Here is a 13,524-nt window from a genome sequence, read left to right as displayed (position 1 = left end):
ATCCGTCCCGTGATCACCAAGAACCTTTTCCTGCAGGGCGTCTTCCCCTTTCAGGGAGCCGGACTTGAGAAGCCCGTTCCCATCCACCGGGAGCTCGCGCACTTCGTTCCGGACGGAATCATCAACCAGACCCTCTACTTCCGGGGCGGCAACTCCAGTTCCGAGCTGATCACCGCCGTCCTGATGCGCGACGGCGTCCCCATGCGGTATTTCCCCATCGGCGCCAAGAGCGACGTCCACGTGCCGCTGCGCGTGGTGGAGGACATCGAGGGCGGCTCGGTGATCGAGGTGTTCCTCCTGGCGGCCGACGGCGTCACAGGCTACCTGGTGGTTGACCTGGGCATGGTGGAACACTGATGACCACTGTCGCAGACAAGACTCAGGACAAGGCCCAGCACAAGACCCGGCCCACCCTGCCGGGGCCCCTCGGAAAGGGCAGGCTCCAGCCCAAGCACCAGGCACGGCAGGGCAGGCAGGACGCCCGCCGCCGTCTGGTGGTGATCGGCAACGGCATGGCCGGCGCCCGGGCAGTGGAGGAGATCCTGGCCCGCGGCGGCGCCGAGCAGTTCACCATCACCATGTTCGGCGACGAACCGTACGGAAACTACAACCGGATCATGCTCAGCCACGTCCTCTCCGGCGAGGAAAGCGACGCGGACATCTTCCTGAACGCCCTGCACTGGTACCAGGACAACAACATCACACTGCACGCCGGGGTCCGGGTGGAACGGATCGACCGCTTCACCAAGTACGTCTTCGCGAACAACGGCCACGTGGTGCCGTACGACGTGCTGATCATCGCCACCGGCAGCCAGTCGTTCATGCCGCCGATGGACGGACTGTACACGCCCAGCGGCTCCATCAAACCCGGCGTCTTTACGTTCCGCACCATCGACGACACCCGCAACATGGTCCAGCACGCACGGTACGGGGATGACCCAAACAGCCACCCCTCGGACAGGCAACGCAGGGCGGTGGTCATCGGCGGCGGCCTGCTGGGGCTGGAAGCGGCGCGCGGGCTCCAAAGCCACGGTATCGACGTCGACGTGGTCCACTCCGGCGGGCACCTCATGAACGCCCAGATGGGGCCCGACGGCGGAGCCATCCTCCGCCGGAGCGTGGAAGCGCTGGGAATCCGGGTTCACACCGAAAGCCGCACCACCGCGGTCCTGGGAACGGACAAGGTCACCGGCCTCCGGCTGCGGGACCAGCCGGACATCGCCTGCGACATGGTGGTGGTGGCCGCGGGAATCCGGCCCAACGTGGACCTCGCCGTGCTCAGCGGACTGCACGTGGAACGCGCCATCGTGGTGGATGACCAGCTGCGCGTGGTGGACGAGGACGACATCTACGCGGTGGGCGAATGCGTCCAGCACCGCGGCGAGGTCTACGGGCTGGTGGCCCCGCTGTGGGAGCAGGCCGTGGTGCTCGCCGATCACGTCACCGGCACGGACACGTCCTCGGCCTACCTCGGCTCCCGGATCGCCACGAAACTCAAGGTTGCCGGCGTCGAGGTCGCATCCATGGGCCTGCACGGACCGGAGCGGGACACGGATGAACATATCGTCTTCTCCGAGCCCAGCCGCGGCGTGTTCAAATCCATCGTCATCCGGGACAACAAGATGGTGGGCGCCACCCTGCTCGGCGACAGCCGCAAGGTGGCCTACCTGACCCAGGCCTTCGACAAGGGGCTGCCACTGCCCGAGGAGCGGATCTCGCTGATGTTCGATCTGGGCGGCCCTGCGGAGGAACAGGGCGTGGCCGAACTCGACGACGACGCCCAGGTCTGCAACTGCAACGGCGTCAGCAAGAAGTCACTCGTGGATGTGGTCAAGGGCGGGTGCAACACCCTGGCCGGAGCCATGGACGCCACCCGGGCAGGCAAGGGCTGCGGTTCCTGCAAGCTGCTGGTGAAGCAGGTGGTGGAGTGGGCGGCCGACGGCGCCGTGGCCGAGGACCCGGCCGCCAGCTACTACGTGCCGGGAATTCCGCTGGACAAGGCCTCGCTGATGGCGGCCATCCGCAAACAAGGACTCCGCTCGGTCTCTTCGGTGTTCGCCGCGCTGGCGCCGGGCAGCGCCGAGGACGCGAAATCGAAGATGGGCCTCGCCTCGCTGATGAAGATGATGCTCGCTGACCAGTACATCGACGAGCGGGACGCCCGGTTCATCAACGACCGTGTGCATGCCAACATCCAGCGCGACGGCACATTCTCCGTGGTTCCCCAGATGAAGGGCGGCGTGACGTCGGTGCAGCAGCTGCGCCGGATTGCCGACGTCGCCGAGAAGCACAACATTCCGCTGATCAAGCTGACCGGCGGCCAGCGCATCGACCTGCTGGGCGTGCCCAAAGAGGACCTGCCGCAGGTCTGGGCGGACCTGGACATGCCCTCCGGCTACGCGTACGGAAAGAGCTTCCGCACCGTCAAAACCTGCGTGGGCAAGGACTTCTGCCGCTACGGCACGGGCGACTCCACCAAGCTGGGCATCGAGATCGAAACCCGGTTCCAGGGCATCGAGGCGCCGGCCAAGCTGAAGCTGGCGGTCTCGGGCTGCCCGCGGAACTGCGCCGAGTCGCTGGTCAAGGACGTGGGCGTGGTGGCGGTGGAAGGCGGCCGCTGGGAAATCTACGTCGGGGGAGCGGCCGGCGCCCACATCCGCAAGGGTGACCTGCTGGCCACCGTCGACAATCCTGAAGAGGTCAAGGTGCTCTCAGGCCGGTTCATGCAGTACTACCGCGAAAACGCCAACTGGCTGGAACGCACCTACTCCTTCGTGCCGCGGGTGGGCATTGACCGCGTCCGTGCCGTGGTGGTGGAGGATGCGGAGGGCCTCGCGGCCGGGCTGGACGCCGCCATGCAGGCTTCCGTGGACAGCTATGTGGATCCCTGGACCGAGCGCGATGATCCGCTCACGCCCGGGCAGTTCCGCACCTCGCTGCCGCTCACGGTGCTTCCCCGGGTGCCGGTCCGATGAATGCCGGCCGCAACCTCGGGCCCGTCGGCCAGATTCCCTTCGGGGAGGGGCGGGCGTTCGGCGTCGACGGCGAGCAGGTGGCGGTGTTCCGGCTCCGCGACGGCACCCTGCGGGCGCTGTCCGCCGTCTGCCCGCACAAGGGCGGTCCGATCGCGGACGGCACCATCGACCAGGACGTGGTCCTGTGCCCGCTGCACCAGAACGCCTTCAGGCTGGATACCGGATGCTCCACCACCGGCGCCGAACCTTTGACCAGCTATGACGTCCAAATCGACAACCATCAGAATATTATTCTGCGAACCTCCGCGAGGTAGCCGAATTTATTCGGCATAACTCCTTGCTGCTGTTGTCTGCGTCACTGACGGTTCCGCGGGCCTTGTAAACTGGGGAGGCCGCGCGAACTTCGACGCCTTGCGAGTTTTCCTCCGGATAATTGCCCAGACGAGGGATAAGCCCGAATTATCCGGAGAATTGCTCTGCGTTCCTGAGCCGGCCATACCCCGACCCACAAGGAACAGTTGTGCCACAAAGTACCCCAACAGAACTTAAGAGCCCGACGGTGCAATCCGCCGTCGTCGACTCCACCCTCAGTGCCGAGGGCTACAAGAAGTCCCTGAGCGGCCGCCAGGTCACCATGATCGCCATGGGCGGCGCCATCGGCGTCGGCCTCTTCATGGGTGCCGGCGGACGCCTGGCCTCCACCGGCCCTGCGCTGATTTTCTCCTACGCCCTTGCCGGCGTCATCGCCTACCTGCTGATGCGCGCCCTGGGCGAGCTCATCATGTACCGCCAGACGTCCGGCTCGTTCGTCAGCTACGCCGGCGAAATGTTCGGCAAAAAGGGCGCCTACGTGTCCGGCTGGATGTACTTCATCAACTGGGCCATGACGGGCATCGCCGAGCTCATCGCGATCGGACTGTACTTCCAGTTCTTCTTCCCCAACGTGCCGGTTGAACTGACCGCCATCGCTGCCCTGCTGCTGCTCGTGGGCGTCAACCTCATGAGCGTCAAGGCGTTCGGCGAATTCGAATTCTGGGCGTCCTGCCTCAAGGTCGGCGCCATCCTCATCTTCCTGGCCGTGGGCACCTTCATGGTGGTCACCAACGCCCAGGTGGGCGACGGCCATGCCTCGGTCAACAACCTCTTCGCAGCCGAAGGCGGAATGTTCCCCAAGGGTGCCCTGGTCATGATCCTGGTCCTGAACGCCGTGATCTTCGCCTACAACGGGATTGAGCTCGTCGGCATCACGGCCGGCGAAATGCAGGACCCTGCCAAGGAAGTACCCAAGGCGATCCGGGCCGTGGTCTTCCGCATCGTGGTGTTCTACGTCGGTTCGGTGACACTGCTGGCCATGTTGCTGCCCTCGGACCAGTACGTGGCAGGCACCTCGCCGTTCGTCACCGTCTTTGGCCAGATGGGCCTGGGCTGGATGGGCGACGTCATGAACATGATCGTCATCACCGCCGCGCTGTCCTCCTGCAACTCGGGCCTGTACTCGATCGGCCGGATCTTCCGCACCATGGCCAACAACGGGCACGCCCCGGAGTGGCTGACCCGGATGTCCAAGAGCCACGTGCCGTACGCGGCCATCCTGGCCATCGGCGCCGTCTACCTCGTCGGCATCCTGCTGAACATCTGGCTGGGCGGCTCGCACGCCTTCGACCTCGCGCTCAACTCCGCGTCCATCGGCGTGATCTTCACGTGGGGTGCCATCTTCGCCAGCCAGATCGCGCTGCGCAAGACGAAGGGCAAGGTCTCCTCCCTGCCCGCGCCCGGCGGAACCTGGAGCAGCTGGGCCGGCCTGGTTGCCCTGCTGGCCATCACCGTGCTGATCGGCTTCGACACCATGACCAGCAAGACCGGTGAGGTCTTCCACCTCGGCCTCTGGACCCTCGCCACCATTCCGTTCTTTGTCCTGGTGCTGTGGCTCGGCTGGAAGAAGGTCAGGAACAACGAACCGAAGAGCGAGCTCTTCAGCTAACGCTGTTCACCCAAGCAGTACGACGACGGCGGCGGTCACCTCACGAGGTGGCCGCCGCCGTCGTCCGCCATTTCCCTCATCGGTTGCTCCGTAAACGCCGTTACGGGGCCGCAAAAAGGCCGTTGCGGAGCAATCGATGGGGACTAGTCCTTCAGGTGGCGGGCGAAGTGGTCCTCGATCCGCTGCCATGCTTCCGCCGCCGCCTCCGGGTCCGGCTTGATGCCCATCACCCGGAAGAGCGGGCGCAGGATCCGCGGTCCCTCTTCGGCGTCATTCATGAAGGCATGGCCGGCGCCGTTGAACTCCTTGATGTCGTGCTCGACGCCCAGCGTGTCCAGCACAGCTTCGAGTTCCGCTGCAGCGCCGGCCAGCGTGCGGTCCGCCTTGCCGAAGTTGCCCACGATGGGGCACGCGCCCGCCAGGGCCTCCTCCGGGTCTTTCGGCAGCCTGCCGTAGTTGACGGCGGCTGCGTCGAAGCCTTTGTTGGCGAGCAGCAGTGCGAAGCCGCCGCCCATGCAAAAGCCGATCACGCCGATCTTGCCGTTGGTCCGGCCGGAGTTCTCCAGCCAGGCCTGCGCGATGGCCAGGTCCGTGAAGGCCCGGCCGGATCCGGACGCCATCGCCCTCATGGTGGAGACTATGCAGCGCCGCATGCCGCCGTCACTGAACAGGTCCACCGCCAGGGTCAGGTAGCCGGCGGCCGCCAGCCGGTCCGCCTGGCGGCGTGAAATGTCGTTGAGGCCGAACGCTTCGTGGATCATCAGGACGGCGGGAAACGGGCCCTGTCCCGCGGGTTCAGCCAGGTACCCGCGCAGGTTGGGGGAGCCGGTCCCGGCAGTGTCTGCGGGCGTGGCCGCGTTACTTCCGGCACCGCCCAGGTCGATGATCGTCATGGTGCGGACCTTCCGTTGGCGGTTGCTGTCCACCCGAGAATCTCACAAAAACGGCGGGCATCCCCCAAAGGAATGCCCGCCGTTTTTTCCTAGGCAGTGGCCGTGGCCCCCGCCCGGGATGCTTTAGTCTCTTTTGAACTCGTCCTTCACGTTTTCGCCAACTTTCTTGGCGTCAGCAACAACCTGGTCCTTCTGACCCTCTGCGCGCAGACGGTCATTGTCCGTGGCGTTGCCGGCCGCTTCCTTGGCCTTGCCGCCAAGGTGCTCTGCTTCGTTCTGAATTTTGTCGCCGATACCCATGGTGTATTCCACCTCTCGTTGCCGGTTAAAAACTAAGCACTTTTACCCTAACACAAAGCATGCTTACTAAATCAAGGACGCCGATTCAGGCGTGCTTTCGCCACTTTGGGCCGCCCTGCCGGGCGTCTCCTGTGACGCCTGCCCGCGCTCGCGGATAGGCTCGAGGTCATGGACCACAAGACCACGCTCACGCATCACGTCAATGCCAGTCCGGACAAGGTATGGGTCGTGATTTCGGACATCCCGGGCTCCGCCGCCACCCTCTCCGGAGTCGAGTCCGTCCAGATGCTCAGCGAGGGCGCATACGGTGAAGGTACCCGGTGGAAGGAAACCCGGGCCATGATGGGCCAGGCGGAAACCGTCGAGATGTGGGTGTCCCAGGCTGAGCCGCCGTCGCCAACGCGGGCCGGAACCACCACGGTCAAGGCGCTCCAGGGCGGTGCCCACTACACCACGCGGTTCATCCTTGCCGGACGGGACGGCGGGACTGACCTCACGCTGACCTTCGGCGCCCAAGTCGTCAGGCCCACCCTCCTCAGCAAGGTCATGCTGGCACTTTTCGGCAGGATCGGCATGGGCATTACCCGGAAGGCGCTGGCCAAGGACGTCGCCGACATCGCAGCGAAGGCCGAGTCCCTCTGATGGCGGACGGTCGCGCGGCAGGCAAGGCACCCAAAGCGCCCAAGGTGACGGCCCCCAGGCTTTCCCCGGTCAGGCTGGAAGAGATACGCGATGAGCCCGCACCGGATTTCCAGCGGGGCGAACGGTATGACGGCCTCAGGTTCAGCCGCGCCGATGCGGACGGCCTCGAGCTCAGCGGCACGGACTTCGCCGAGTGTGCCTTCGAAGGGGTCTCCTTCAACGAGACGCAGCTGCGCGGCGCGACGTTCCGGGATTGCATACTGGCCGAAATGTACGCCCCGGTACTGACCGCGGCGCGGGCCACGTTGCGGGATGTGGAGATCGCCAATCCCCGGTGGGGTTCGGCGGAGCTGTACGAGAGCGGCTGGACGTCGGTGCGGATTGACGGCGGGAAGCTGGACTATGTGAACTTGCGCGGCTCCAGGTTGACGGATGTGCAGATCAGCGACTGCATCATCAATGAGCTGGACCTGGGGTCGGTGACGGGAACCCGGGTGGCGTTGAAGAACTGCACCATCGGCACGCTCGACCTCGCCGGCGCCAAACTCAAGGATTTCGACCTCCGCGGCACGGACTTCCGCACCATCAGCGGACTCGGAAGCCTGTCCGGCGTGGTGATCGACGACTATCAGCTGACCCTGCTGGCCCCGCTGCTGGCAGCCCACCTCGGCGTCACGGTTCTGTAAGTACCGGGAAGTTGGTTGACCCCTTGCGGCCGCAGTGTAATCTTTATAGAACGAACGGTCGGTAAATTAGCGGTTGTTGATTCAAACGCTGTTTGGCGCCGCAGATGACATTGCCGTTAATCGCGTGAAGGGTGTTTCCATGGCCTCAGCAGTAGCAGGACCGCAGGCATTTTTGGTGGGCGGTGCCCGCACACCAGTGGGCCGCTACGGAGGCGCGCTCTCCGCTGTCCGTCCCGACGACCTTGCCGCCCTCGTGGTCGGCGAGGCCGTCTCCCGCGCAGGCCTTGACCCCGATTCCATCGACGAAGTGATCCTCGGCAACGCCAACGGCGCCGGCGAGGAAAACCGCAACGTGGCCCGCATGGCCACCCTGCTGGCCGGGCTTCCGCTCCATATTTCCGGCATTACGGTCAACCGCCTGTGCGCCTCCGGCCTGAGCGCCATCATCATGGCCAGCCACATGATCAAGTCGGGAGCCGCGGACATCGTGATTGCCGGCGGCGTTGAATCCATGAGCCGGGCGCCCTGGGTGCAGGAAAAGCCACAGACGGCCTTCGCGAAGCCCGGCGCCATCTTCGACACCTCCATCGGCTGGCGGTTCGCCAACCCGCTGTTCCAGCAGGGGGAGCTCTCCCGGGACGGCAAAATGACCTACTCCATGCCGGAAACCGCCGAGGAAGTGGGCCGCGTGGACGGTATCTCCCGCGAAGACGCGGACGCCTTTGCGGTCCGTTCCCACGAACGCTCACTCGAGGCCATCGCCGCCGGCCGGTTCAAGGACGAAATCGTCCCGGTGACGGTCAAGACCCGCAAGGGCGAAACAGTGGTGGACACCGACGAAGGCCCCCGCGCCGGGACCACCATGGACGTGCTCGCCGGGCTCCGCCCCGTGGTCAAGGGCGGCTCGATCGTCACGGCCGGCAACTCCTCCACGCTGAACGACGGCGCCTCCGCCATCATCGTGGCGTCCGAAGCGGCCATCCAGAAGCTGGGCCTCACCCCGCGGGCCCGCATCGTTGACGGCGCCTCAGCCGGCTGCGAACCCGAAATTATGGGCATCGGCCCCGTCCCCGCCACCCAGAAAGTGCTGGGCCGGAGCGGCTACAGCGTGGGTGACCTTGGCGCCGTCGAACTTAACGAAGCCTTTGCCACGCAGTCGCTGGCCAGCATGCGCCGGCTCGGGCTGGACCCGGAGATTGTGAACCGCGACGGCGGCGCCATCAGTTTGGGGCATCCGCTCGGTTCCAGCGGCTCCCGGATCGCCATCACCCTGCTGGGCCGGATGGAACGCGAAGACGCCAAAATGGGCCTCGCCACCATGTGCATCGGCGTCGGCCAGGGCACCGCGATGCTGCTGGAGCGCGTCTAATGGCGGCCCCGGAAAGCGCGAACGGACACTTGGGCACCCCGGACCTGACCGACAGGGACTTCCGCACCCTCCTGGTCGAGGAGCGTGAGGACCGGGTGGTGGTGCAACTGAACCGCCCCGAGGTCCGGAACGCCATCGACCAGCAGATGGTGGACGAGCTCCACGTCGTGTGCGCCGCGCTGGAGCAGAACCCCAAGGTGCTCATCATCGCGGGCGTGGACGGCGTCTTCGCCTCAGGTGCGGACATTGCCCAGCTGCGTGAACGGCGCCGGGACGACGCCCTGCAGGGCATCAACTCGACGATCTTCGTCCGGATCGCGAAGCTGCCGATGCCCGTGATTGCGGCCCTGGACGGCTACTGCCTGGGCGGCGGCGCGGAACTCGCGTACGCAGCGGACTTCCGGATCGGAACACCCAGCGTCCGCATCGGCAACCCCGAGACCGGCCTGGGCATCCTGGCCGCGGCCGGCGCCAGCTGGCGGCTAAAGGAGCTGGTGGGCGAACCCGTTGCCAAGCAGATCCTGCTGGCCGGACTGGTGCTGCGCGCCGAACAGGCCCTCGCCGTCAACCTCATCACAGAAATCCACGAGGCCCCCGTGTTGATGGACGGCGCCCACAGCCTCGCGGACCGCATTGCACGGCAGGACCCGCTGGCCGTGCGGATCACCAAGTCCGTATTCCACGCCCCCGCAGAGGCGCACCCGCTGATCGACCAGCTGGCGCAGGGGATCCTTTTCGAATCCCAGGCGAAGTTCGACCGGATGCAGACCTTCTTGGATAAAAAAGCGGCCAAGAAATCGGCCAACACCACAGACAAGAATTCCAACCAGCAAGACGGGACGAAGTAACCATGGGCAATTCCGTACTTCCGGCGGGCCTTCCCGCCACTGTAGGCGTCCTCGGCGGCGGCCGGATGGGGGCGGGCATCGCCCACGCCTTCCTGATCAACGGTGCCAACGTCCTGGTGGTGGAGCGGGACGAGGCTTCGGCCGAAGCGGCCCGGGAACGCGTGGAGTCCGCAGCCGCCAAGAGCATCGAACGCGGCGCCACGGACGGCAACCTGGACGAAATGGTCTCCCGGCTTTCCGTGACGGTGGACTACGACGACTTCAAGGACCGCCAGCTGGTGGTGGAGGCCGTTCCCGAAGACTGGGACCTGAAGGTCTCCTCACTCCGCGGAATCGAGGAGCGCCTCTCCCGCGACGCCTACCTTGCCTCCAACACGTCCTCGCTGTCCGTCAACGGCCTGGCCCGCGAACTCAAGCGCCCGGGACACTTCCTGGGCCTGCACTTCTTCAACCCGGTCCCCGCGTCCACGCTCATCGAGGTGGTGCTCGGCGAGCAGACGTCACCGGACCTGGCCGCCGCAGCGAAAAGGTGGGTGGAGGCGCTCGGCAAGACCGCCGTCGTCGTCAATGACGCCCCCGGCTTTGCCTCCTCGCGCCTGGGCGTGGCCATTGCCCTGGAGGCGATGCGCATGGTGGAGGAAGGCGTCGCGTCCGCCGAGGACATCGACAACGCCATGGTACTGGGCTACAAGCACCCCACCGGTCCGCTGCGGACCACTGACATTGTGGGCCTGGATGTCCGTCTGGGCATCGCGGAGTACCTGCAGTCGACCCTGGGGGAGCGCTTCGCGCCGCCGCAGATCCTGCGCGACAAGGTGGCCCGCGGCGAACTGGGGCGCAAGACCGGCAAGGGGTTCTTCGATTGGCCGGCGTAGGGCCCGCTGCCTAGCGCCCGGGCTTAGCGCCCGGCCCTAAGCGCCCGGAGAGCTTAGCGCCCGGCCCGCGTGTCGAGGGCGGACTTTAGTCCGTTCATTGCGGGGTCCCGGAGCGACGTGAACGCCGGCTTCATAATGGGTTCAATGAGTTTGAGTGCACCCTTGAGTTGGAACTCGGCCGTGTACTTCACCGTGCAGCCGGTGCCGTCCGGGGAGACGTCGATGGAGTCCTCGGATATGACGGTTTTGTTTTCGCCCCGGAGCTTGATGTGGTTTCTGGTCAGCTCCACCACCTCGTAGATGAGGGTCTGCCGTTTGCCCCGGAACTCCGCTTCGGCGTGGTACCGGTGGCCCACGGCAACGGGACCTTCGGAGAGCTTCTTCACCACGGGGGTGCCGGGGTCCCATTCCGCGGTGTGCTCGAAGGCTGACAGGTAGGTGAAGGCTTCCTCTGCCCCGAGGGGAGAGCTGACGGTTCCCGCTACTGTGATCATCCCCACAGCCTAGCCGCTGCCCCTAGGATGGTCCGGTGACTTCCATCGAAACCATCACGCTGACCGGTCAATACGTTGTGCTGGAGCCCCTGAGCCATGCGCACCACGACGGCCTGGTGGAGGCTGTCCGCGACGGTGAACTCTGGAAGCTTTGGTACACCAGCGTGCCTACGCCTGAAGGCATGGCGGCCGAGATCGACCGCCGGCTCCGGCTGCAGGAAGCCGGCTCCATGCTCCCGTTCACCACACGCCTGGTTGACGCCGCCACTGGCGGTCCCGGCCGGGTGATCGGGATGACCACGTACATGAACATCGACGCCGCCACTCCCCGCCTGGAGATAGGCTCCACGTGGAATGCGGCTTCTTCGCACGGCAGCGGCAGCAACCCGGATTCGAAGCTGCTGCTGCTGCGGCACGCCTTTGAAACGCTGGGGTGCCCGGCCGTGGAGTTCCGGACGCACTGGTTCAACCACCAGTCCCGGGAGGCGATTGCGAGGCTGGGCGCCAAGCAGGACGGCGTGCTGCGCAGCCACACCCGGACGGCGGACGGGCAGCTCCGGGACACTGTGGTGTTCTCGATCCTTGAGCACGAGTGGCCCCAGGTCCGTGCCGGCCTGGAGTTCAGGCTGGCGAAGCAGCGCTGAGCTACCTCGCCAACGTGCCCGGCTTGACCTCGCTCATCACGGCCGTTGCATAGGCCCGGTGCCCGGTGGGCGTCGGGTGGAAGTTGGAATCCGCCAGAGGATTCCCGCCGTCGTAGGCGATCCACGGATCGGCGGAGTTCACGGCATGCCCGGCAAACCTCGCTGTGACGTCGACAAACTGCGCGTTCGCCCCGAAAGCATTGGCGTTGGAGACTGCCGTGGCGATGGCGGCATTGAGTTTGTCCGTGGCCTGGTTGATCAGCCTTTGCTCGTCCGCGGAGAAGTACGGATTCCCGTCCGCCGGCTCGAACAGCCTCGGATAGCCCAGGACGGCGACCTTCGCGGACGGAGCCGCCGCGTGAATCTGCCCGTAGATGTAGGCGAGCGCCTCACCTACCTGACTCATCCCGCCTTCGGAGGACGCCACAGCACCGGCGCACACTTCAACGCCGTAGGCGGCGCAGGCGCCCAGCACCTGGCTCACTCCGGCGTCGTTGGCTCCGGCGGTGATGGTGACGATGCCGGTGGACGGATTCAGTTTCTGCGCGGCGACGAGACCCGTGAGCTGGGTTTCGACGCTAATTTGTTTTTGGAGCGGGTCGTCGCCCGAAAAAAGGAGTGCCCCATGGCAGGCGGCATTGACCACCAGGGACACTCGGCCTGTTTTGTCGACGTCGCCGACATACCCCGGGCTGCTTTGCCAGCATGTTGTCCCGGCGGGTTTGGTGGCTGCTCCCGCGCCGGTTCCCGCGGTGTAGGAGTCACCTACTGCTATGTAATCAAGTTCCCCCGCAGGTGCCGCTCCCGCCGGCCCCGCCGAGGTTCCCATAGCGAGGGCCAGCGTTGCCAGGCCGGCAGCGAACGCCGCCTGCCGCCGTCGTAATGTCCGGTCACTCATCAGTTTCCCCTTTGTTCTGAACTGTGGGCCGGGCTGTTCGGCCGCGGGCCGGCGGCCAAGCCGCAAGTATGCCCAACGGTACCCGGCCGCCCGGCCGCCGGATACGGGCCGGAATACCCGTTTATTTGCCGGCCGCCACCCTATTTATCGGCCGGTACCCGTGCCGGATGTCAGGGGTCTGTGATTAGCTGTCTGGATGGAACAGCCTGGACAGCCCGTGAACTGGGACGGAGCCGTGAATGCGTGGCGCATTTCCGGCCGCGTGTTCCGGATGGGACGCCGGGAATGGGTCACCGAGACGGGCTGGAAACAGGCGTACGACGACGGCGTCCGCACCGTGATCGACCTCCGGAACCCCTCGGAACGCGGGCTGAGGGACACCGACCCCGCCGTGGACGCGGAGGTGCTGGCGGCGTTCGACGTCGTGCATGCCCCCACCGAGGATCCGGACCACCCGGAGTTCAGGGAGCTGTGTTCCCCGTACCTGAACGACCCCGCCTGCTACGCGGCCAATGCCCGGCTGTTTCCGGAAAAGCTCGTGGCTGTCTTCAAGGCGGTGGCTGCGGCCCCCGCCGGTGTGGTGATCCATTGCTCGGCGGGCCGGGACCGCAGCGGAATGGTGGCTGCCATGCTCCAGGACCTCTCCGGCGCCGGCGACCATGAGATTGTCTCCGGTTACCAGGCGGCCATGCGGGGCATCAACGAGCGCCACCGGCTCGTCGGGCCGCCGCATAAACATGAGCGCTATCTGGAGGAGGGCGCGCTGGTGCCCCTCCTGGAGAAACGCGGCGGCGGAACCCTGGAATTTGTCCGCGGCCTGGATACCCGGGACTATCTCTTGCGGCACGGGGTCACCGTGGCCGAACTGGCTGCCATCCGTTCCCGGCTGGCAACCAGGGTGACGACGTAAACACACTAT

General features: G+C 65.9%; 15 protein-coding genes. 11 read left to right on the top strand and 4 right to left on the bottom strand.

Annotated elements, in window-relative coordinates; genetic code table 11:
* The first annotated feature begins 9 nt into the window (after positions 1-9).
* The 4 genes from TV39_RS16580 to TV39_RS16565 all read left to right on the top strand — a co-directional run bounded on the left by TV39_RS16580 (position 10) and on the right by TV39_RS16565 (position 4,956).
* Entirely contained in the window at positions 10-357 is a 348-nt protein-coding gene (locus tag TV39_RS16580) for a hypothetical protein (protein WP_043483598.1), read from the top strand.
* Positions 357-2,975, top strand: coding sequence for a nitrite reductase large subunit NirB (gene nirB, locus TV39_RS16575; protein ID WP_268747796.1), 2,619 nt, complete (start codon positions 357-359; stop codon positions 2,973-2,975). The genes TV39_RS16580 and nirB overlap by 1 nt, the downstream gene beginning before the upstream one ends.
* A complete protein-coding gene (locus tag TV39_RS16570) occupies positions 2,972-3,289 on the top strand; it encodes a Rieske (2Fe-2S) protein (RefSeq protein ID WP_043483596.1) in 318 nt (105 codons plus the stop codon). Before nirB ends, TV39_RS16570 begins: the two co-directional genes overlap by 4 nt.
* A 206-nt stretch (positions 3,290-3,495) precedes the next feature.
* The gene (locus TV39_RS16565) at positions 3,496-4,956 is read left to right on the top strand and encodes an amino acid permease (protein WP_043483594.1); all 1,461 of its coding nucleotides are present in this window, start codon (positions 3,496-3,498) and stop codon (positions 4,954-4,956) included.
* 143 nt (positions 4,957-5,099) lie between these two features.
* Here TV39_RS16565 and TV39_RS16560 read toward each other — a convergent pair whose 3' ends face one another.
* Both TV39_RS16560 and TV39_RS16555 read right to left on the bottom strand, forming a co-directional pair.
* Positions 5,100-5,849, bottom strand: a complete 750-nt coding sequence (locus tag TV39_RS16560) for a dienelactone hydrolase family protein (RefSeq protein ID WP_052500601.1) — start codon at positions 5,847-5,849, stop codon at positions 5,100-5,102.
* Positions 5,850-5,972: 123 nt separating this feature from the next.
* Positions 5,973-6,149 carry a CsbD family protein gene (locus TV39_RS16555; RefSeq protein ID WP_011693098.1) on the bottom strand — a complete coding sequence of 59 codons (177 nt, stop codon included), beginning with the start codon at positions 6,147-6,149 and terminating at the stop codon, positions 5,973-5,975.
* Positions 6,150-6,317: 168 nt separating this feature from the next.
* Here TV39_RS16555 and TV39_RS16550 point away from each other — a divergent pair, with 168 nt between their 5' ends.
* The 5 genes from TV39_RS16550 to TV39_RS16530 all read left to right on the top strand — a co-directional run bounded on the left by TV39_RS16550 (position 6,318) and on the right by TV39_RS16530 (position 10,569).
* Positions 6,318-6,791, top strand: coding sequence for an SRPBCC family protein (locus TV39_RS16550; protein WP_043483592.1), 474 nt, complete (start codon positions 6,318-6,320; stop codon positions 6,789-6,791).
* A complete protein-coding gene (locus tag TV39_RS16545) occupies positions 6,791-7,477 on the top strand; it encodes a pentapeptide repeat-containing protein (protein ID WP_043483590.1) in 687 nt (228 codons plus the stop codon). Before TV39_RS16550 ends, TV39_RS16545 begins: the two co-directional genes overlap by 1 nt.
* A gap of 139 nt (positions 7,478-7,616) precedes the next feature.
* Entirely contained in the window at positions 7,617-8,846 is a 1,230-nt protein-coding gene (locus TV39_RS16540) for a thiolase family protein (protein WP_043483588.1), read from the top strand.
* Positions 8,846-9,694, top strand: a complete 849-nt coding sequence (locus TV39_RS16535; protein WP_043483586.1) for an enoyl-CoA hydratase/isomerase family protein — start codon at positions 8,846-8,848, stop codon at positions 9,692-9,694. The genes TV39_RS16540 and TV39_RS16535 overlap by 1 nt, the downstream gene beginning before the upstream one ends.
* A 2-nt stretch (positions 9,695-9,696) precedes the next feature.
* Positions 9,697-10,569: a 3-hydroxyacyl-CoA dehydrogenase family protein gene (locus TV39_RS16530; protein ID WP_043483584.1), complete on the top strand. Its 873-nt coding sequence runs from the start codon at positions 9,697-9,699 to the stop codon at positions 10,567-10,569.
* Between the two features lie 53 nt (positions 10,570-10,622).
* Here TV39_RS16530 and TV39_RS16525 read toward each other — a convergent pair whose 3' ends face one another.
* Positions 10,623-11,063, bottom strand: coding sequence for an SRPBCC family protein (locus tag TV39_RS16525; RefSeq protein ID WP_043483909.1), 441 nt, complete (start codon positions 11,061-11,063; stop codon positions 10,623-10,625).
* Positions 11,064-11,098: 35 nt separating this feature from the next.
* Between TV39_RS16525 and TV39_RS16520 the strand changes: the two genes are divergently transcribed.
* On the top strand, positions 11,099-11,707 hold the full coding sequence (locus TV39_RS16520) for a GNAT family N-acetyltransferase (RefSeq protein ID WP_043483582.1): 609 nt from the start codon (positions 11,099-11,101) through the stop codon (positions 11,705-11,707).
* A gap of 1 nt (position 11,708) precedes the next feature.
* Here TV39_RS16520 and TV39_RS16515 read toward each other — a convergent pair whose 3' ends face one another.
* Complete coding sequence (locus tag TV39_RS16515) at positions 11,709-12,605, bottom strand: SGNH/GDSL hydrolase family protein (RefSeq protein WP_043483581.1); 897 nt, start codon at positions 12,603-12,605, stop codon at positions 11,709-11,711.
* Between the two features lie 196 nt (positions 12,606-12,801).
* Here TV39_RS16515 and TV39_RS16510 point away from each other — a divergent pair, with 196 nt between their 5' ends.
* Complete coding sequence (locus tag TV39_RS16510) at positions 12,802-13,515, top strand: tyrosine-protein phosphatase (RefSeq protein ID WP_043483580.1); 714 nt, start codon at positions 12,802-12,804, stop codon at positions 13,513-13,515.
* Positions 13,516-13,524: the final 9 nt, after the last annotated feature.

The organism is Arthrobacter sp. SPG23, assembly GCF_000876655.1.
GTDB lineage: Bacteria > Actinomycetota > Actinomycetes > Actinomycetales > Micrococcaceae > Arthrobacter.
This window is presented reverse-complemented; position numbering and strand designations above follow the sequence as displayed.